General features: G+C 47.0%; 20 protein-coding genes. 6 read left to right on the forward strand and 14 right to left on the reverse strand.

Annotated elements, in window-relative coordinates:
- Nucleotides 1-106: 106 nt before the first annotated feature.
- Nucleotides 107-892, reverse strand: a complete 786-nt coding sequence (locus tag E0D71_RS08955; protein WP_243712001.1) for a heparan-alpha-glucosaminide N-acetyltransferase — start codon at nucleotides 890-892, stop codon at nucleotides 107-109.
- Here E0D71_RS08955 and E0D71_RS08960 point away from each other — a divergent pair.
- Complete coding sequence (locus E0D71_RS08960; RefSeq protein ID WP_133002967.1) at nucleotides 844-1,410, forward strand: alpha-ketoglutarate-dependent dioxygenase AlkB; 567 nt, start codon at nucleotides 844-846, stop codon at nucleotides 1,408-1,410. The two genes, E0D71_RS08955 and E0D71_RS08960, sit on opposite strands and share 49 nt — an antisense overlap.
- A gap of 15 nt (nucleotides 1,411-1,425) precedes the next feature.
- On the opposite strand, the gene pdxH is transcribed toward E0D71_RS08960, so the two are convergent.
- Genes pdxH through E0D71_RS08980 form a run of 4 tightly spaced genes read right to left on the reverse strand, consistent with a single transcriptional unit; the run spans nucleotide 1,426 to nucleotide 5,408 of the window.
- Nucleotides 1,426-2,067: a pyridoxamine 5'-phosphate oxidase gene (pdxH, locus tag E0D71_RS08965; protein WP_133002968.1), complete on the reverse strand. Its 642-nt coding sequence runs from the start codon at nucleotides 2,065-2,067 to the stop codon at nucleotides 1,426-1,428.
- A 2-nt stretch (nucleotides 2,068-2,069) separates the two neighbouring features.
- Complete coding sequence (coq7, locus tag E0D71_RS08970) at nucleotides 2,070-2,702, reverse strand: 2-polyprenyl-3-methyl-6-methoxy-1,4-benzoquinone monooxygenase (RefSeq protein WP_133002969.1); 633 nt, start codon at nucleotides 2,700-2,702, stop codon at nucleotides 2,070-2,072.
- Between the two features lie 14 nt (nucleotides 2,703-2,716).
- Nucleotides 2,717-3,058 carry a histidine triad nucleotide-binding protein gene (locus E0D71_RS08975; protein ID WP_133002970.1) on the reverse strand — a complete coding sequence of 114 codons (342 nt, stop codon included), beginning with the start codon at nucleotides 3,056-3,058 and terminating at the stop codon, nucleotides 2,717-2,719.
- Nucleotides 3,059-3,101: 43 nt separating this feature from the next.
- Nucleotides 3,102-5,408 carry a 7TM diverse intracellular signaling domain-containing protein gene (locus tag E0D71_RS08980; protein WP_133002971.1) on the reverse strand — a complete coding sequence of 769 codons (2,307 nt, stop codon included), beginning with the start codon at nucleotides 5,406-5,408 and terminating at the stop codon, nucleotides 3,102-3,104.
- Nucleotides 5,409-5,466: 58 nt separating this feature from the next.
- On the opposite strand from E0D71_RS08980, the gene E0D71_RS08985 reads away from it, so the two are divergent.
- A complete protein-coding gene (locus E0D71_RS08985) occupies nucleotides 5,467-5,718 on the forward strand; it encodes a hypothetical protein (RefSeq protein WP_133002972.1) in 252 nt (83 codons plus the stop codon).
- 71 nt (nucleotides 5,719-5,789) lie between these two features.
- Here E0D71_RS08985 and purD read toward each other — a convergent pair whose 3' ends face one another.
- The 9 genes from purD to dsbD form a co-directional block, all read right to left on the reverse strand.
- Nucleotides 5,790-7,076, reverse strand: coding sequence for a phosphoribosylamine--glycine ligase (gene purD / locus E0D71_RS08990; protein WP_133002973.1), 1,287 nt, complete (start codon nucleotides 7,074-7,076; stop codon nucleotides 5,790-5,792).
- A gap of 69 nt (nucleotides 7,077-7,145) precedes the next feature.
- Complete coding sequence (purH, locus tag E0D71_RS08995; RefSeq protein ID WP_133003343.1) at nucleotides 7,146-8,723, reverse strand: bifunctional phosphoribosylaminoimidazolecarboxamide formyltransferase/IMP cyclohydrolase; 1,578 nt, start codon at nucleotides 8,721-8,723, stop codon at nucleotides 7,146-7,148.
- An 83-nt stretch (nucleotides 8,724-8,806) separates the two neighbouring features.
- Nucleotides 8,807-9,115, reverse strand: a complete 309-nt coding sequence (gene fis / locus E0D71_RS09000; RefSeq protein ID WP_243712003.1) for a DNA-binding transcriptional regulator Fis — start codon at nucleotides 9,113-9,115, stop codon at nucleotides 8,807-8,809.
- A 69-nt stretch (nucleotides 9,116-9,184) separates the two neighbouring features.
- Nucleotides 9,185-10,174, reverse strand: a complete 990-nt coding sequence (gene dusB, locus E0D71_RS09005) for a tRNA dihydrouridine synthase DusB (RefSeq protein ID WP_133002974.1) — start codon at nucleotides 10,172-10,174, stop codon at nucleotides 9,185-9,187.
- 156 nt (nucleotides 10,175-10,330) lie between these two features.
- Nucleotides 10,331-11,683: a zinc-ribbon and DUF3426 domain-containing protein gene (locus E0D71_RS09010; protein ID WP_133002975.1), complete on the reverse strand. Its 1,353-nt coding sequence runs from the start codon at nucleotides 11,681-11,683 to the stop codon at nucleotides 10,331-10,333.
- A 47-nt stretch (nucleotides 11,684-11,730) separates the two neighbouring features.
- On the reverse strand, nucleotides 11,731-12,624 hold the full coding sequence (gene prmA / locus E0D71_RS09015) for a 50S ribosomal protein L11 methyltransferase (protein WP_133002976.1): 894 nt from the start codon (nucleotides 12,622-12,624) through the stop codon (nucleotides 11,731-11,733).
- A 121-nt stretch (nucleotides 12,625-12,745) separates the two neighbouring features.
- Complete coding sequence (gene accC, locus E0D71_RS09020; RefSeq protein ID WP_133002977.1) at nucleotides 12,746-14,086, reverse strand: acetyl-CoA carboxylase biotin carboxylase subunit; 1,341 nt, start codon at nucleotides 14,084-14,086, stop codon at nucleotides 12,746-12,748.
- A gap of 21 nt (nucleotides 14,087-14,107) precedes the next feature.
- The gene (gene accB, locus E0D71_RS09025; RefSeq protein ID WP_133002978.1) at nucleotides 14,108-14,560 is read right to left on the reverse strand and encodes an acetyl-CoA carboxylase biotin carboxyl carrier protein; all 453 of its coding nucleotides are present in this window, start codon (nucleotides 14,558-14,560) and stop codon (nucleotides 14,108-14,110) included.
- Nucleotides 14,561-14,845: 285 nt separating this feature from the next.
- A complete protein-coding gene (gene dsbD, locus E0D71_RS09030; protein ID WP_133002979.1) occupies nucleotides 14,846-16,690 on the reverse strand; it encodes a protein-disulfide reductase DsbD in 1,845 nt (614 codons plus the stop codon).
- A gap of 107 nt (nucleotides 16,691-16,797) precedes the next feature.
- Between dsbD and E0D71_RS09035 the strand changes: the two genes are divergently transcribed.
- From E0D71_RS09035 to E0D71_RS09050, 4 genes are all read left to right on the forward strand, one after another.
- Entirely contained in the window at nucleotides 16,798-17,655 is an 858-nt protein-coding gene (locus E0D71_RS09035) for a hypothetical protein (RefSeq protein WP_133002980.1), read from the forward strand.
- A 12-nt stretch (nucleotides 17,656-17,667) separates the two neighbouring features.
- Nucleotides 17,668-18,729 (forward strand): DUF2333 family protein, encoded by a 1,062-nt coding sequence (locus E0D71_RS09040; protein ID WP_133003344.1) that lies wholly within the window; start codon nucleotides 17,668-17,670, stop codon nucleotides 18,727-18,729.
- A 42-nt stretch (nucleotides 18,730-18,771) separates the two neighbouring features.
- Nucleotides 18,772-19,287 (forward strand): GNAT family N-acetyltransferase, encoded by a 516-nt coding sequence (locus tag E0D71_RS09045; protein ID WP_133002981.1) that lies wholly within the window; start codon nucleotides 18,772-18,774, stop codon nucleotides 19,285-19,287.
- A 149-nt stretch (nucleotides 19,288-19,436) separates the two neighbouring features.
- The gene (locus tag E0D71_RS09050; RefSeq protein ID WP_133002982.1) at nucleotides 19,437-19,856 is read left to right on the forward strand and encodes a tetratricopeptide repeat protein; all 420 of its coding nucleotides are present in this window, start codon (nucleotides 19,437-19,439) and stop codon (nucleotides 19,854-19,856) included.
- Nucleotides 19,857-19,937: the final 81 nt, after the last annotated feature.

Below are 19,937 nucleotides of genomic sequence, written 5' to 3' on the forward strand. Positions count from 1 at the left end.
CCTTAGGAAGCGGAAACTTGGTGGGAGGCAATATGCTTTTTGCCTTTTTTTAACTATTTTTACGAAAAAAAAATAGCCTTTTTTCTTGCCCAAACATCGAACAGGGTTAATGGCTTAGCACTATTTTGGCGAGGGCCACCAAAGCAAATAAAATTAACTGATGCAACAGATAGATAGGTAAGGCAAAGCGTCCCATGGCACTCAATGCGCGAACCAAAAAGTGGTTTGGAATGGTGCACTTGTGCCAATTTAGATAACCAAGCAAGGGACCAATGAGAACCACCCCAATCCACGGCAATGGAAAAAGAATGTCCAGTGTTTGGTGGGGCAAATTTAAGTAATGTACGATGGTAGGAAGCGCATTAGGGAAATGCAACCAAGAGGTTTCACTGTAGATGACAAGGATAGCACTGCCGATTAAGGCTGATAGAATAGGGCGGCGACTTAACGGCCGTACCAAAAAAGTGGCTAGAAAAATAAAGTGTAAAATGCCAAAGAACACCCAGTTATTCGGTAGTGCCAGATAGGTTCCAAGGGAAATCAGCACCGCGGCCAGCAGTACTTTGGCGTCACGTGGCCAAATAATCAACCTGAGTCGTTGGCGATTAGATAGGTACGCAGACCAGCCAACGGCGGTCAGAAATAACGTGACTATGACACGTCTAAAGTCGATCCAAAACGGGTCTGCAAAAGAGAATGAGATAAAGCCAAAATTGCCTAAATCCCAGCAAAGATGAAAGATCATCATAAGCAAAACCGCAAAACCTCGATACGCATCAAGGAATGTACTACGTGAAATCTTTAACGTACCAGGATCAGCTGACATTGGGGTCCAAAGGAAATATGACAAAGAGACGTCGGCCATCATACCGATACTCAAATTCGAGCTCAAGATTTCCTGATCTGCTGCCTTGCCTTAAAACGCGTTTAGCGTGGGAGCAAGAACGGCTCGTTCTGTTTGGCCGTGAGGTCAGTGTGCCTCGAAAAGTCGCTTTCTTGGGGGATCATGGCCTTTGTTATCGTTATTCAGGCAAAGACCACTATGGGCAAGGGTGGCCTGACTGGTTGTTGAGTACGAAACAAGAAGCGGAGCGTTTGTCAGGTCAAGGGTTTAACTCTGTGTTGCTCAATTGGTATCAGGATGGCGATGATTATATGGGCTGGCATTCCGACAGCGAAGCAACGCTTGGGCCAGCGCCAGTGGTGACTATGCTAAGTCTAGGGGCAGAAAGGACGTTTTTGTTTCGATTAAAAGGCAATCACAAGGTGAAGCATGAGCGGTGGTTGGCGAACGAAAGTTGGTTGGTGATGGCGCCATCTACTCAGGTGCTGTGGCAGCATAGTTTGCCGAAAAGAAGAAAAGTAAAAGAGGAGCGCATAAGTTTAACCTTTCGACTCCTCTTATTTTAATCACTTTGTACTGAACTATGGCGCTTTGCGCACAAGTGTCCACTGGTCGCCAGTTTTATTGAAGCAGAGTCGATCGTGGAGTCGGCTAGGGCGGCCTTGCCAAAACTCAATGAAAGTCGGTTTCAATGTGTATCCGCCCCAGTTTTCTGGGCAAGCTACTTTTTGGTTTAAGAAAGCATCGTCTTCTGCTTTAAAGGCTTTTTGCAAGGCTTCTCTATTTTTAATAATGGCGCTTTGTTTTGACGTGCGAGCGGCCAGTTGACTGCCTCGAGGGCGGCTAGAGAAATAGGTCTCAGACACTTCACGAGCGACTTTTTCTACTTCGCCTTCAATGCGAATTTGTCTCGATAGTGTCGGCCAGAAGAAGGTCAAACAAGCTTTGTTGTTGTGTGCAAGCTGTTGACCCTTGTCGCTGTCGTAGTTGGTGAAAAAGGTAAAACCTGACTCATTTCGATCTTTTAGCAATACGATGCGGGCGTGGGGCTGGCCTTGGGCATCGACTGTGCTGATCATCATGGCGGTTGGATCATCGACGCCTTCATCAATGGCGAAAGCAAGCCACTGGTCGAAGAAAGCGAAAGGGTTGTCGCCCGCGCTGTCTTCGAGTAGGTCTTCAAATTGATAATCGCGTCTAATGGAGTGAAGGTCACGGTTCATAATCAAATCCTGTAAGTAGAGGTTGTCATGACTTTTGAAACCTGGGTCATGATGGCCATAATCGGTTTAGGAAAAACATAACCACCTGACGCTAATGCCGCCTGCTTGTGTTTGGCTTCGTCAATGCGCATTTGTGTCAAAATGGCTTTGCTCTTGGCGTCTTGAGCCGGTAACGCCTCCATGTGTTTGTCCAAATGCAGGCACACCTGGTCTTCTGTGGCGGCCACAAAGCCTAAGCTTAAGCGGTCGCTGATCAGGCCGGCACCGGCCCCAATGCTAAAAGACGCACCATAAAACAGCGGGTTTAAAATACTTGGGCGGCTGCCTAGGCTATAGAGTCGTTTTTCACACCAAACCAAATGATCCACTTCCTCTTCTGCCGCGTGTTCCATTTCTTCTCTGACGGCATCCAATTTTGCTGTGCTGGCTTGGCCTGCGTACAGCGCTTGTGCACAGACTTCGCCAGTGTGATTAATGCGCATTAAGCCAATCGAATGTTTGCGTTCGGCTGCGCTTAGTGGTGCTTCTTCCTCGTTGTCGGCCGGTGATACTCGCATGGCACGGGCAGCATGGGGGACCAATGTTTGTAGGGCGCGATCAAATTGCAACACCGTTCTATCTAGAAAAGAAAACATCTAACCTCCTGTCGTTAACCTGGTGGCCAGGTCATGGCGCGGCCACCTAGGACGTGCATATGAATGTGGTAAACCGTTTGGCCACCCATCTCATTGCAGTTCATTGTTACGCGATAGCCTGCATCGCTGATGCCTTTTTCTTTGGCGACTTTTGTGGCCACGATGGGGAGCTTTCCTACGATGGGAGCATCGGCATCGGTCAAGTCGTTTAACGTACTAATATGGCGCTTAGGAATCACCAAAAAGTGCGTCGGTGCTTGAGGCATTATGTCTTCAAAGGCAATGACATCATCGTCTTGGTACAAAATAGTGGCAGGTATCTCGCCTTTGACTAATTTACAAAATAGACAGTCCATATTATTCCCTTTGTTTCTATTATTTAAGGCGTTTGTGGGTTTCTCAAGGCTCATTGAGCAAAGGTTTGATTCGAGGCAATAAAGTGGTTCTTAACCTCTCACCTTTGCGAGTTAGGCGTAACAATTGCTGTAGCAGCTCTGGTTCTAGTTCGCTGCAGGTTAATAACTCATCAAAGCCAATGGTCTTTGCGTAATCGCGCGACATTTTAACATTATTTGTAATCAGTAGGCATTGGTCTTCTGGTCTCATCAGCGGACGGAGTTTTTGGTAGGTGATGTGTGGAATATGACCGCCATTATCAAACACTAAAATAACACTGCCGTTGCGTCGGGTGTCGGGTTTTTCCAAGGACGCTAGCAGCTCATCGAGCTGGGAGAAATGTTCAATGCTATAGGGTTTTGCTTGCAGAATATTAAAGGCTTGCTGCAGGTCTTTATCATGTTGCCCGAAAAGCACTAGGTCGTAGTACACCTCTTCTTCATGCTCCAAATTCATGTGTCTGACATGGGAGTGGATTGGGATGTAGATGCTTAAGGCGCGAAATTGTCCCTGCTGGATGGTTTTTATGCTGCCATTGAGTTGCTCGATTAACAGCATGATGTAACTCATGCCTAAATCCACTGAGCTATCATGGGTGGAGACACGAGTTGGTAGTGGGGAGCAGCGTATCTCAAGAGTAGTAATGCCTTCACGGTTTAGCTCATGGCGAGTGATTTCTAAGGTTAGTGTTTGATCGGTGAAGTATTTGAGCTCCAAAAGCATGGTTTCAATAAGGTGCTGAATAAGCTCGGCGTCGTGCAGGAGTTCAACGTGATGAATGTTTTTCACGACGAATTCGATGCTGGCGTTGTCTTGGTCTAGCTGTTGGAAGGTGTTGTAGGCTTCGTCGATAATCGTTGTTAGAAACAGAGGCAACGATTGCTCAGCCAATACGTGACTGTGGTTTTGCTCCGCACTGATGTAGTAATCAAGGCGCTCCGCCAGTTTTTGTAGGTTGTTATTGGCAACTTGGCCGTTATGTACCAAGGGTTTGTTGCGCTCGTTTTTAATGGCTTTTTCTATTTGTGTAAAACTGCCATCGATTACATTCAATTGGCGACGTAAGCGGCTAGAGAGGTCCGAGAGCAGGTCAAAGAGCTTGGCTTGTGAGTGACGAGTCAATCTGGCGTGATTTCTGAGCAATGGGTTTAGCTGCGCAATCATGCCGGTAAAATGAATCATGGCCTCGATAATAATGGCAATGGTCAATCCCCATTCATACACGGTCGGGCTTGGAAGAATGCCATAAGCTGACATGGTCCAAATAAAATAACCAATGAAGAGAACGAGGCGGGCAATCAAATAATAGCCAGAAAACGGCGTGTCTTTAAAGAACGCGTACATGGCCAATGTGGTGAGCGCAAACAAGGTGAAAAATGTCATCAACGACAAAAAGAAAATGTTGATGAGCTGAGGCGACACAGTGAATAAAATAGTCCCCAATGCGTTGGTGACACCCAGAGCAATCATTGCCTTGTCTAGTGTAGGAAAATACGACTTGGTGTCTAAATATAGCCGTGAGAAAAAAGTAATGGCAACGCCACAGGAGAGCGCGGCAAAATTATAGATTCGTTCTTGAATGCCGATTTGATTCGGAAAAAACTGATACAACTGACCATGTAAAGCAAGGTGCAATAAGGCAATTCCGAGCAATAGTAGGCTGTACAATATGTACATTGGGTGAGAGCTTTTGATGTAGAAAAATATATTGCTCAAGAACAGGATTAACAAAATTCCCATCAGTAACCCGGTAAAAGAAAAGTCTATTTGGGAGTCGAGAGAGACCTGTGAGAGGGTTTTAAGATGAATGCGTACATTAACCGGTAAATGGGATGACAGCTTTATATACACGGTAAAAACAGGCGGTGCGGTGCTGGGCATAGGAAACAGATAGCTGGGGTGCTCAATCAGTCGATTACTATAAGGGCGAGCCTCGCCTAATCTGGCCTGAGCTTGGTTTCCGTAGAGACTGGGTATATAGATATTCAGGTACTCTAAACGCGGGGCGTTCAGCTCGAGTAACACAGGCTCATTTTTAGTGATCCGAATCGCCACTTCGGTTCGTAACCAAATATTGCCTTTGGTTAAGCCAAGTTGTAGAAAACGGTCGTTCACCGGCAAGAAATGCGAGGCATATTCTTCCGATGAAATGGTGTCGATAGAAAGCTGCCCAGTTTCATCAATAATGTAGTACGCACTCTTGGCCACGTTAAAATCGCTGTGATTATCATCAATCAAAGCAATGTCGTTGGCTGCCCATGAGTAATTGGTTGCGCACAATAAAAAGAGTAGAATTAGTCGTGAAAACAAAAAGCTAGCCCAACCTATTTGAAGTAAGGCTATTATTATTAACTAGATAGGGGATGAAATGCTATATCCAATTTTGGTCGAGTATTATGTTTGGTTCGGCTTAGCGTTATTGTGCATTACTTGGTTCACTCGCCAACACAAGCCAAAAACACGTACTAACTTGATGTATGGCTATGGAATGCTGATTGTTGTGGGCTTTTTGCTTGCGCTGGATTGGGTGGCGGGCGTGATATTTGGGCTGATTGTGCTAGAGCTTGGTCGCACATTTAAACAGTGGCTCGACAAAAAAGAGCGACAGATAAAACAGTAAACGAATTCACCAACTAAAAAGGCCTCAAAATGAGGCCTTTTTATTGCGTAATGGATTCGTAACGCTTGGGGTTATTTCTGTTCGCGGGCAATGGCGCGGTGGCCAATGTCGGTACGGAAATAAGCTTTATCCCAAGACAGTGTTTTCACTACGTCGTACGCGCCTGCTTGTGCTTCAGCGACTGTGTCACCAAGAGAAACGGCACACAATACGCGACCGCCATTTGTAACGACCTTGCCATCTTTCAATGCGGTGCCCGCTTGGAAGACTTTTTGGTGTGCAGGCAGTGCTGTGTCCAAACCAGAGATTACGTCGCCTTTCGGGTAGTCAGCAGGGTAGCCGCCCGCCGCCAGTACAACGCCTAGGCTGGCACGACGGTCCCAATCTGCTTCCACGCTGTCTAGCTCGCCATGAATGGCCGCCAAACACATTTTTGCTAGATCGGAACGTAAACGCATCATAATAGGTTGCGTTTCAGGGTCGCCAAAACGACAGTTGTATTCCAGTGTTTTTGGTGTGCCGTCCGCGGCAACCATGACACCAGCGTACAAGAAACCACGATAGCGATTGCCTTCTGCATTCATGCCTTTCACGGTTGGCATAATCACTTCGTTCATGATGCGATCATGGATTTCAGGCGTAACAACAGGGGCAGGAGAATAAGCGCCCATGCCGCCAGTGTTTGGACCTAAGTCGCCATTGTCGCGCGCTTTATGGTCTTGGCTGGTGGCCATTGGTAGAACCGTTTCGCCATCAACCATGCAGATGAAGCTTGCTTCTTCGCCAGTTAAGAACTCTTCGATAACCACACGGCTGCCAGCGTCACCAAAAGAGTTGCCTTGTAGCATGTCTTCAACGGCTTCGATGGCTTCTGCTTCTGTTTGAGCCAGAATCACGCCTTTACCAGCGGCTAGGCCATCGGCTTTTACCACGATAGGCGCGCCTTGTTGCTTGATGTAAGCAACCGCAGGTGCGATCTCAGTGAAGTTGCCGTAAGCCGCTGTTGGGATGTTGTGGCGAGCCAAAAAGTCTTTAGTAAAGGCTTTGGAGCCTTCTAATTGAGCGGCTGCGGCGGTTGGGCCGAAGATCGCAAGACCTTCTTTTTCAAAAGCATCAACCACACCGATAACAAGCGGTGCTTCTGGACCAACAATGGTCAGGTCGATGTTTTCTTTTTTTGCAAAGGCAACAAGATCGGCGATGTCAGTCACGCCGATATTAACGTTTTCGACTTTGTTTTCGGTTGCTGAGCCAGCGTTACCTGGAGCAACAAAGACTTTCTCGACATCGTTTGATTCTGCGGTTTTCCATGCAAGAGCATGTTCACGGCCGCCGTTACCAATAATAAGAACTTTCATTATTTCATCCTTTCTATTGTAAACCAGTGGATCGCTCCACTGGCTATTCGCTAAATAGTGACGTCTATTTTAGTGACGGAAATGACGCATGCCAGTGAAGACCATGGCCATACCAGCTTCGTCGGCAGCCGCAATAACTTCAGCGTCGCGCATAGATCCGCCAGGCTGAATGACCGCTGTGATGCCCGCTTGTGCTGCGGCATCAATGCCGTCGCGGAATGGGAAGAAAGCATCAGAGGCCATAACAGAGCCAACCACTTCTAGATTTTCATCTGCGGCTTTAATGCCAGCGATTTTTGCACTGTATACACGGCTCATTTGGCCAGCGCCCACACCGATCGTTTGTTCTGCTTTCGCGTAAACAATGGCGTTAGACTTAACAAATTTAGCGACTTTCCAAGCGAACAATAGATCTTTTAGTTCTGCTTCACTTGGCTGACGCTTAGACACGATTTTAAGGTCATCAAGAGTGATGACACCGTCGTCACGGTCTTGAACCAATAAGCCGCCGTTAACGCGTTTGTAGTCTAGGGCAGCGGGTTTGTTCGCTGACCATTGGCCACATTCTAGCAGGCGTACGTTCTGCTTAGTTGCAACGATATCGGCTGCCGCTTGGCTGACGCTTGGCGCGATAATAACTTCAACGAATTGACGGTCAACAATGGCTTGAGCCGTTGCAGCGTCTAATTCTTGGTTGAAAGCAATGATGCCGCCGAAAGCAGACGTTGGGTCAGTTTGGAAGGCCAGTTCGTACGCTGCCAGCTGATTTTCAGCCGTCGCGACACCACAAGGGTTGGCGTGTTTAACGATAACACAGGCTGGCTTGTCGAAGCTTTTAACGCATTCTAGAGCGGCATCTGTATCGGCGATGTTGTTGTAAGACAAGGCTTTACCTTGAACTTGCTTCGCGGTGCTGATGGACGCTTCTTTTGGATTGGCTTCTACATAAAACGCCGCTTTTTGATGAGGGTTTTCACCGTAGCGCATTTCTTCTTGCTTGTTGAATTGCAAGTTGAAGGTGCGAGCGAAATCTTCACTGCCGCCAGCCACTTTTTTGCCAAGGAAGTTAGCGATAGCGCCATCATAATGAGACGTGTGTTCAAAGGCTTGAACGGCCAAGTCGAAACGCTGGTCGTAGGTTAAGCCGCCATCTGCTTTTAGCGAAGCAAGCAGTGTGTCGTAGCTTGCTGGAGAAACAACGATTGCGACGTCTTTATGGTTCTTCGCAGCAGAGCGAACCATAGTAGGGCCGCCGATGTCGATGTTTTCAATGGCCATTGGCAAATCGCAGTCAGGGCGTTCGATGGTTGCTTCGAATGGGTATAGGTTAACGACCACCATATCGATTTCGTCGATACCGTGTTCTTTCATGATTGCGCCGTCGATGTCACGACGACCAAGGATGCCGCCATGTACTTTCGGGTGCAAGGTTTTTACACGGCCGTCCATCATTTCAGGAAAGCCTGTGTAATCAGACACTTCCGTTGCCGCTACTTGGTTTTCAAGCAGTAGGCGGTAAGTGCCACCAGTAGAAAGAATTTCGACGCCCTGTGCGGTCAGTTCGCGTGCGAATTCGACAATGCCTGTTTTGTCGGAAACGCTGATTAGAGCTCGTTTGATTGGAGTAACAGTAGTGTGATTTGCCATCATGGTTCTCGCAATTGATTAACGATAAATAAACAAGGGGAAGGTAAAACGAAAAAAGGGCGAAACCGCCCTTTTTTCAATGGTTAAAGCATGCCGTACTGCTTTAACTTTTTGCGCAACGTACCTCGGTTTAAGCCAAGGATAGTTGACGCCTTTGTCTGATTGTCTTTTGTGTAGCTCATGACAGACTCTAGCAGAGGTGCCTCAACCTCAGCTAAGACTAACTGATACAAGTCAGTCACTGGTTGCCCATCCAAGTGAGCGAAATAGTTTTGCAGTGCCTTTTCAACATTGTCACGTAGGGTTTGTGACTGCTCTGAAGAAGCAGCTTGAAACGTTTGAGTATGAGTTTGTTCTACCACAGAGTAACCTTCTAGTTTAAAGCTAACCATTTAGTAATAGGCATTGAGCATAGACCACGGATGAGGATAAATCAGCCGAGACTATGAAATCGTTGTCTATTAAGTACAAGGTTCGTTTGCCATATGACAAACAAAAAATTCGTTCAATTGATCGAGCTGTTCTTGCGTATTAGTAATACGGTTAAATTCGCTGCGAAATTGTGTTTTGTCCGCCAACGTTTGCAGGTACCAGCCAACATGTTTGCGTGCAATGCGCACGCCTAGATAATCACCATAAAACTGGTGAAGAGCATTCACATGGCTGATCACTAACTGTTGCACTTCTAAAAGAGAAGGAGGCGCTAACAGTTCATTGGTTTGTAAATAGTGATTTATTTCCCGGAAAATCCATGGTCGTCCTTGTGCGGCACGTCCAATCATAACGCCATCTGCTTTGGTATAATCCATCACAAACTTTGCGGTCTTCGCGTCCTTGATATCGCCATTAGCAAACACCGGAATGGTAAGGTGTTGTTTAATTTCGGCGATGGTATCGTATTCGACTTGGCCTTTAAATTTGCATTCACGAGTCCTTCCATGAACGGCCAATGCTTTAATGCCAATGTCTTCTGCCATCTTGGCTATGGTGAGACCATTTTTCTGGTCTAGGCTCCATCCTGTTCTGATTTTCAACGTCACAGGAACGGACACACTATTTACCACCGACTCTAGTATTTCTCGAACCAACACTTCATCTTTCAACAGAGCAGAGCCTGCGGCTTTGTTGCAGACTTTCTTAGCAGGGCAGCCCATGTTGATATCGATGATTTGTGCGCCAAGCTCAACATTTTGTTGAGCGGCTTCAGCCATCATCAGTGGGTCTCCGCCAGCAATTTGCACTGACCTTGGCGAGACTTCGGCATCATGAATTAAACGATGACGACTCTTCGTTGAGTTCCAAAGACGAACATCAGACGTCACCATTTCTGAGACGACCAAACCGGCACCCTGATCATGGCAAAGACGGCGAAAAGGCAAATCTGTTACACCTGCCATAGGGGCAAGAATAACGGGTTTGTCAACGCAATATGAACCAATAGCAAATGCCATGTTGTTCCTGAATACTGAATCGGATGTTTAAAGATCGGCGACAACGTCGAGCGGGCGTGCATAATACCTAGTCGATAGGCATTTTTGAAGTCTTGACAGCACAAAAATTGACTAAAAATTGTGCTTATTTTGCCGCTAGATCAAAATAACCCCAAATTAGTAAGAGCGAGTCTCTGCTGGGAAAACTCTGAGTTGGTGAGTGACGGCTCTTGCGCCTGGATCACGGATCGGAATCACCAGATGAATTGGCGTGTTGGGTGGCATATAAGTGATGTCGAGGAAGTCTTTGTCTAGGTAGTTTTTAGGGGCGAAGAGGCGGGCGGCCACTGGTGCGCCATTAAGGTCAAAAAACTCCAGGGCAATTTTGGGCATGGGTTGAGCGTAGCGACTGGTGTTAGTGATAATGGCGTTGACTAACAACGCATTGGTTTGAGTCGGGTGGCTTTGAATGCGCACGTGTTGAATGCTAATGGCATGGATGTCTACAAACGTGGGGAGTGTGCAGCCAGTATAGGTGCAAAAAGTTCGGTAAAAAACGCGAAAATTTTCCGACTGACTGCCTTGCGCAAAAAAGTGCCCTGTTACTTGTGTCGCCAGTGCGAATAGGGCCAATAGCGCGCCTAAAAACCACAGGAAAGTGCGAGGTTTTTTGTTGGATTTCTGCTCTTTTTCATATTCGCCAATCAAGGGGTCTAGGTATTCTTGGCTGGTGATTTGGTTAAGCGCATTGTTTTGCTGGCTGACTCGATTCGGGGCTTCTACTTCCGCTGCGGTTTGCGCGAGTGAATGCAGTGCCACCATATAATCGGGTTCTGGCTCATTGGCCTTGGCATCTTGCTTAGGCTCTTTCTGGGTTGTCGCAAAGTGCTCTATGGTTTCTTTTTTGATGGGCTGCGATCTTGGCGACGCGCTAAGAGCGGCTTCTACCTCGGCCAGTTCTAATTCCCACGGTGCCGGGTCACTGTTGTCTGTGACAGGCTTTTTGGGGGATGATTTGGCTTGAGGCGTGTGTGGTGTTTCATTGCCAGCGTACGTGCTTTCGCTGACTTTGGTCGCCTTGTTTTGTGGTGTGGCGGAATAGGTTTTGTTGTGTTTTGGCGCGTCGAATAATGGATCGTCTGGTGTGCCTGGGGCTAGATCGTCTTCGTCGAATAAGGTTTGCAGCCATTCCGGATTGACGGGTTCATCATCAGCCGAGGTGAACAACATGGTGTTTTTCGCCGATGTGTCTGGCTGCTCTGCAAAAGTGTCATCAAATGCACTGGCTATAGGGTCTTGTGTCTCGCTGTAGCCCGCCTTGGTTGCTGTGTCGTTTGTCGCGGTATGCTCCGTGACTGGGGGTGGCGTGGCGATAGAGCCATGGGATGAGGGGTTAGCGGCTTCCATGGCATCAAAAATATGGAAACATTGACCGCAACGCACTTTTCCTTTTGCCATGCTTAATACATCATCGGTTACACGAAATGCAGTGGAACATTTTGGACAACGAGTAATTAAGCTATCGGTCATTGCGTTACGGCCTTCCTTATCGAACTTTCACAAAGAGCAATGTTGTTTTAAGCGTTTTTTACGCCAACAATGCGTACCCATTCTTCTTTTTCTGTAATTGACTCAATGGTAAACCATTCCTGATACGCCTCGATGACTTCCTGTGCTTGATTTGCAAGGATGCCGGATAGCGCCAGTTTACCGTTAGGTTTCACTAGGGTGGTGATCGTTGTAGCCAATTGAGCAAGAGGGCCCGCTAGGATGTTTGCTACCACGATATCAGCTTGTAAGTCTGACTCATAAGGCGGCAGTTTTACTTCAATGCGCGCTGGGTCTATTTGGTTGCGTTCTGCATTGGCTTGGGTGGCTTGAACCGCTTGTGGGTCAATGTCGATACCCACCATGTTATTCGCGCCAAGCAATAGCCCTGCAATGCCTAGAATGCCGGAGCCACAACCATAATCAATGATGGTTTTGTTTTCGCAGTCAATGCTGTCTAGCCATTGTAGACATAACGCTGTGGTTGGGTGAGTGCCTGTGCCAAAGGCTAAGCCTGGGTCTAGCATCAGCGTGATGGCATTTTCATCAGGCACTTCGCGCCAGCTAGGGCATACCCATAGGCGTTCGCCGAATTTGATGGGATGGTAGCTGTCCATCCATTCTCGTTCCCAATCTTTGTCTTCTACGATTTCAATTTTTAGCTCAAGTGACTCAGCGTCGCCTAATGCAGCGGCTTTGTGTTCAACGGCTGGGCGAATGTGCTCAAGGTCAGCATCTGCTTCAAATAAGCCAGTGACTTGGGTGTGCTTCCATAATGGTGTGGTGTTCAGGTCTGGTTCGTAGACTGGGTCGTCATGCACGTCTTCAAAGGTCACCACGATTGCGCCGCAATCTAGCAGAGTATCTTCAAAGGCTGGGACGTGCTCAGGTGTGGTATTTAAACGTATTTGAAGCCAAGGCATAAAACAAGAATCCGAAAATAAACAATCAAGGGGTAGAATAACGAAGCTGGGGAAGGTTCGCGAGTAGAAAATGATTACCCCTAGCGATTTTTACGATCGCTAGGGGTAAAAGCGTCAGCGATTAAAGGCCGAGCTTTTTCTCCAAATAATGGATGTTAACGCCACCAGCAATAAAGTTCGCATCGTTTGTGAGATCTTTTTGCAGGTCAATGTTGCTCTTGATGCCATCGATGAAGGTTTCATCTAGTGCACCAGAAAGGCGTTTTAGTGCCATAGTACGGTCCGGCGCATGACAGATGATTTTTGCAATCATAGAGTCGTACGTTGGTGGTACTGAGTAGCCGCTGTAAAGGTGAGAATCAACGCGTACACCGTTACCGCCTGGCGCATGGAAGTAGTTCACTTTACCAGGGCTTGGCATGAAGGTTTTAGGGTCTTCAGCGTTAATTCGTGCTTCTACTGCATGGCCGTTTAGCTTGATGTCTTCTTGTTTAAGAGTCAAAGGCATGCCGCTGGCAATACGAAGCTGTTCTTTTACGATGTCGACACCCGTTACCATTTCTGTAACAGGGTGCTCTACTTGTACACGAGTGTTCATTTCGATGAAGTAGAAAGCGCCATCTTCGTATAGGAATTCGAATGTACCTGCGCCGCGGTAGTTGATCTTGATACAAGCATCAACACACGCTTTTAAACAGGCTTGGCGAGATTCTTCGTTCAGCATTGGTGCTGGTGCTTCTTCCAATACTTTTTGGTGACGACGTTGCAAAGAACAGTCGCGATCGTATAAATGAATCGCGTTGCCTTGGCCATCAGCAAGTACTTGAACTTCTACGTGACGTGGGTTTTGTAGGAATTTTTCCATGTAAACCGTACTGTCACCGAAGTAAGAACCCGCTTCAGATTGCGTCACGCTGATGGCTTTAAGTAGGCTGCCTTCGTTGTGAACAACGCGCATACCACGACCACCACCACCTGCAGCGGCTTTGATGATCACAGGGAAGCCAATTTCACGAGCAATGCGAACACATTCTTCTGGGTCTTCTGGCACTGGGCCGTTAGAGCCTGGAACGGTAGGAACGCCAGCTTCTTTCATGGCTTTAATCGCAGAAACTTTGTCACCCATAAGGCGAATCGTTTCAGCTTTAGGTCCAATGAAGGCGAAGCCAGAGCGTTCAACTTGTTCAGCAAAATCTGCGTTTTCAGCTAGAAAGCCGTAACCTGGGTGAATCCCAGAAGTGTCTGTCAATTCTGCGGCACTGATGATCGCAGGAATGTTCAGATAGCTTTGCGCTGAAGGATTTGGTCCGATACAGATGGATTCGTCTGCTAGGCGAACATGTAGTAGGTCGCGGTCAATTTTAGAGTGAACCGCAACGGTTTTGATACCGAGTTCTTTACACGCACGTAAAATACGTAGCGCGATTTCGCCTCGGTTTGCAATCAATACCTTATCGAGCATGATGAAACCTATTGCTGTGGATTAAACGATGGAAACGAGAGGTTGATCAAATTCAACTGGCTCGCCGTCTTCTACAAGGATGGCACCGATAGTACCAGACTTGTCAGCTTCGATTTGGTTCATCATTTTCATGGCTTCAACGATACAGATAGTATCGCCAGCGTTGACTTTTTGACCGACTTCAATGAAGGCTTTAGCACCTGGTGCTGAAGATTTGTAGTAAGTTCCAACCATTGGGGAATTTACTGTGTGGCCTGCGATTTCAGGTGCGGCTGCTGGTGCGGCAGAAGAAGACGCTGGTGCAGGCGCTGGCGCAGCTTGAGGTGCTGGCGCTGCCATCATTTGTGGCGCCATAGCAACGGGAGCGCCGCCACGACTAATGCGAACGGCTTCTTCGCCTTCTTTGATTTCAATCTCGTAGACGTTAGATTCTTCTAGAAGCTCGATTAGTTTTTTAATTTTGCGAATATCCATTGTTACTCTCTTCTTTCGGTCTAAATTGTTTAGCGCTTTTATGAAGGCTAATCATTATTAATTCGGCACGCTCTGGCAAAAATAAAGATCTTTAATGAAGAGATTGCAAAACAGCCGTCCTGGCAACCTGCTAACATCAAATGACCAAAGGGAAGGGGTCAGAGTCATGTGGCGAGAAATTATCGTTAAAAACCGTGAAATTGTCCAGTTATGACGTAAAAAAACCGAAAACTGGCACTCCTGTTTTATATTTAACCAGTGGTAAACCGACCGGCCTTTTTTCACTTAATCGCTTTTCGTTACAAAGTGTAGACGATTTAAAACCTCAGCCTTAGTCGGCTCACCCACGAGGGTTAACTTTTTCCTTTCATTGCCTTTAGTGTCTAGAAAAATCAGTGATGGCGGGCCGAAAATAGCGAAATGCGCCATCAGCGCTTTGTTCTCTGGCGTGTTTTTGGTCACATCTACTCTCACAAGCTGAACGTTTTGCAGCAGTGGGCGCACGTCGTTGGCTTTAAAAATCTCTTCTTCCATGACTTTGCAGCTAATGCACCAATCCGCATAAATATCCAACACTATGGGTCTGTTGTCATCGGCGGCTACCAAGGCGTGGATCTCATCCAATCCACCGATGGTTTGTTTGAACATAGGTGCGGACAGTGTCGTGACCATGCCTTGACTGGCAGCAATGGGTTTTAGAGGGTTGCTTGAACCAGTGGCTCCGCCGTACATTTCGAACGCACCAATGACGCCAAAGAATAGGGCGAAGAACCAGCGCACTGGGTGAGAGTAAGACGTGGTGACTCTATGTAAGAAATAGGCACTGATCGCAAAAGCCAGCGCGCCCCACAACACAAGGTGTGTCATAGCGGGTAGCCAACGGGTGGCGAGCCAAATCGACACCGCCAGTAGGGCAAAGCCCATAATGACTTTGGTATCGTGCAGCCAAGGGCCATTTTTGGGTAGTATTTTGGGGCCAAAAAGTCCGACCAAGAGCAAAGGAATCCCCATGCCTAACGCCATGACAAACAGCATAAGCGCGCCATACCAAATATCCCCTTGGCTGGAAATATAAAGCAAGATGCCTGCCACGGGAGCCGAGACACAAGGTGAAACGATCAGCGTCGCCAGTACCCCAGCCATAAACGTATTTAGAGTAGTGCGTACGCTAGAGTTTGTTTCAGACTTGCCACTTTGTTGCAGTCGATTTTGCCAAGAAGAGGGCAGACGCAACTCATAAACACCAAACATGGCGAGCGCCAGCGCAATAAAGAGAGCGGCACTAATGCCCAGTAAAATAGGGCTTTGCAATTGCGCTTGCAGGTTGAGTTGGGTACCAAAGACGCCAGCGATGGCACCAATGGCACCATACGTCAGAGCCATGGCCAACACATAGACAACACTGTAATAGAAAGCCCCTAGTTTTGAGCGCCGAGTGCCCACCACAATAGCGCTAACAATTGGAATCATAGGCAATACGCAAGGGGTGAGTGAGAGCAAAAGCCCAAACCCAAAGAGCGCGGCAATAGCGGTCCACAGACTGCTTGATGCAAGCAATTGGCTAATGGAGGAGGCTTCTGAAGGCGCAAAATCAGGCGTTTGTGACGCAGACGATGACGTCTTTTTGCTGTCTATGCTAGGCTTTGTTTGTTCAGCGGTAGTTGTCGTGAACTTTTTTTCTACGGGCGGTACGGTAAATTCAATTGGCTCTACTTGTGGCGCATAGCAGAGGCCTTTTTCAGCACAACCTTGATAATGTAAGGCGGCCTTGATTTTGGTGCCAGCAGGTAAGGTAATGTCATAATAAATAGGAACCGATAGCTGGTGTTTGTAAACAATGACATCACCAAAGTATTTGTCGGTTTTGTCTTCTCCTTTCGGCAGCGCCGCGAAATGCAGTTTGTCGGCTTGCGGACCAGAAAGAGACAGGCGGTTTTGATAGAGATAATAACCTTCGTGAATAAACCAATTGGCTTTGATGATGCCATTTTGAGGTGCATCAATAGACACTTTGAATGCTTGCTCAACGGGAAGAAAGGTTGGCTCTAATGATTTGCTAGTGGGGGCAAAAGTAAAGGCAAAGGCCGTGCTGTTAACCAATAGCAAAAAAAATACAATCAATGTGCGCATAATAATCTTTCGTAAAATAAGTTAGAGTGCGTGAATCTATTCCATCACGCGAATAGCGGATATAGACTATCAAGCCGTCAAAAAGTTGCTAGTCATAAGGGGTTAAATTGAGCATTAAAACGATATCCTTACTGTTTGCTGTCATTTTCCTAGCAGGGTGTCAGGCAAATGTGAAAAAATCAGACTCATCACAAACGATGGCTGACGCAGAACCGTCCGCGCCGACCTTGGCATCATCACAATCAACAACGCCGCCTCGCACGTCAGTCACACAAGCGGCGGCTTTACCTAAAAAAACGATGACGGCGTATGAGAGTCTTACTGACAAGCTGGTCAAACAGGGTCAACAAGCGCTGGCGGAGAAGCGTTTGCTTACGCCTGTAGAAGACAATGCTAATTTGTATTTTCAAGCGGTGTTAGGGCGCGACCCAGGTAATTACTCTGCGACAGTAGGGATTGCCGAGATTGTCGATACTTACACCCAGTGGGCGTGGAATGCTGCGCAACAGGGTAATTATAAAATGGCGACTCGTTATTTGGCGTCCGCGCGTTCTGCTAACCCAGAAGATGCGACTATTACGCAAATGGACCAACGAATTGCCCGTTTAAAAGCACAGCGAGCGGCCGCAGTAGCGCGTCAAAAGGCGGCTCAGCCATCTGCTGAGTCATCACAAAAGGAGAACGGCCACGCCGTTGAGACAGCAGTGACGACGGCGCCAGCAAAAGCTGGGCAATACTTTTTGCCAAAGACGCTATTTAGTTTGAGTGACGATGAGATTGTTGAGAAAATGCAGCCTATCATCGATAAGGTAAAAAAAGACAAAAATGACATTGCCATTTATTGGCCGAATGACAAAGAAGCGCGATTGATTTATCAAATTATTAACAGTCGTGTGGTTGATTTTCGTGTGCGGGCTATGATTTATCATCGCTCAGATTACATGGTCGAATTACAACAGAATTAAGGTGAAATAATGATGGCGAGTTTATTAAGTAAATTGCAGTTTTGGAAAGGTAGCTCCCATTTACCTGGTTTGTGGAAATGGTTGCTGGCGTTGGTGTGTGTGTTGGCTATTTTGCTCTCTGTGTTGGGCATGTATTGGAGCAATGAACCGAGCCAGTTTGATGTGGTTGCAGAAGCCAAAGCGACGGCGCAAGCGCGCGATGATCTGGGGGAAAACAAGCAATTGGTTGTGGGTTACACCACCGCCAATACATTGCATGAAATGGTGGATACCTTACTTAATAAGCCAGGCGGATTTATTTCGAATGATGTGATGCCGCCAGGTATATTCATGGACAATATGCCGTCTTGGGAATTTGGCGTCTTGGTACAAGTCAGGGATTTAGCCCGCGCGATGCGTAAAGAGTTTAGCCGTTCGCAATCTCAATCTACCGAAGATGTGAACCTAAAAGTCGCTGAGCCGCAGTTTAACTTCGATAACAACAGCTGGGCATTGCCGTCTAGTGAAAGCGAGTACCTGCGTGGCAACAAAGAAATATTAGAATACATGGATCGCTTGGCGGGAAATTCTTCACAAGCCCCCGCGAAATTTTATGCCCGTGCAGACAATCTAGTGGATTGGTTGTCTGATGTTAGTACGCGATTAGGCAGCCTGTCTCAGCGTTTATCTGCCAGTGTGGTGAAAGTGCGCGAGAACACAGATTTGGCCGGTAATAAGAGCGCACAGGATGCGAGCAACAATAACAATGAAGAAGCTTATAAATACGTTAAGACTCCTTGGGGTCAGATCGATAACGTTTTTTATGAAGCGCGTGGTACAAGCTGGGCCTTGATTCACATTCTTAAATCCGTAGAAGTGGATTTTGCTCCGACACTGCGCGATAAAAATGCGCTTGTTAGCTTGCGTCAAATTATTCGAGAACTGGAATCCACTCAGGAAAGTGTGTGGTCTCCAATGATTCTAAATGGCAGTGGTTTTGGGGTGTTGGCGAACCATTCTTTGGTGATGGCGTCTTACCTTTCTCGTGCTAACGCGGCCTTGATTGATTTGCGCAGTTTGCTTGAGCAAGGCTAGGTTGCAAGCCTCAATAACGACCGTCTAAGAGACCATAGCGGTATGAATACAAAGCAAAGTCATTTTATTCGTGCCGCTGTGTTAGACGACGCCCCGGCTATTTTAGCCATCTTTCAGCAAGGTGATCCGTTTGCGGTCACCGCCAATCGACAAGACTGCATCAGTCTGCTTGACGTAATGGAATGGCTTGAAACCGCTACAGACAAGCACCCAATGTTGGTGATTGAAGCCCATGGGGAGGTGCTTGCTTGGTGTTCTCTTGAGCCCTTTTATGGTCTTCCTGCCTTTGATAAAGCGTCCGAATTTAGCCTCTATGTTGCTCCTGAACATCAACACAGAGGGTTGGGGAAACAGCTTATTCATTATTTGTCGCAGCACCAAGACGACATTGGCTTTACTCATCTGATTGCGTTTATCTACGCAAGTAACGTTCGCAGCCAAAGCTTTTTTGCAAAGCAAGGGTTTGAGCAGTGGGGGTTATTGCCCAACATTGCGCAATATGGCAGCGTCAAAGAAGACATTCATCTTTTTGGCAAAGAATTTAGCGAACCAAGCTAGCGCCGTCGTCGAATCTTAACGTCATCGTGTTTGTGGGTGGCACGCTTTTTAAAGAAAAGTGGGCTTTGTCACAACAGAACTGTCATAACGACGCGATTAAAATTACCATAGGCGACAATTCCCTTTGAACGCATACCTTAGAGTGACATATGAACACGAAAATTTATAAAGAAGTCTTTTCCCTTGCCAGTGATTTGATGTCTTGTGCAAATAAACAAGATCAAGCAGGCTTTGATACTTGCTACGCGCAATTGAAAAAAATCTGTGACGAACACGACAACACCGACAAGGATCACCCGGTTCAATGGGAAGCGCTTGCTGACTTTACTGATGACATTGAATTGGCCATTGCGCTTTACCATAAGGCTTTATCAAAAGCGGAAGCGATTAATTCAAAAGACTACTTGTCTTCTATTGGTTATTCCACAGCCCGCCTGCAAGTTGAGTTTGGCGATACGGCCGGGGCCATTGCCTCGTTAGAAAAAGCCAAAATCAACAGCAATAAAATCATCGACAAAGAGCTCAAAGCGGAAATTCACGACCTACTAAAAGAGTTGCAAGACGCCTAACCACACGCTAAAGCACGTTACCCAGACGACATGGGTAACGTCGTTTTTACCTCTCCCTTTTTCCTGTTACTGCTTTCCTGT

The sequence above is a fragment of the Marinomonas sp. KMM3893 genome (genome assembly GCF_004352855.1).
GTDB lineage: Bacteria > Pseudomonadota > Gammaproteobacteria > Pseudomonadales > Marinomonadaceae > Marinomonas > Marinomonas arenicola.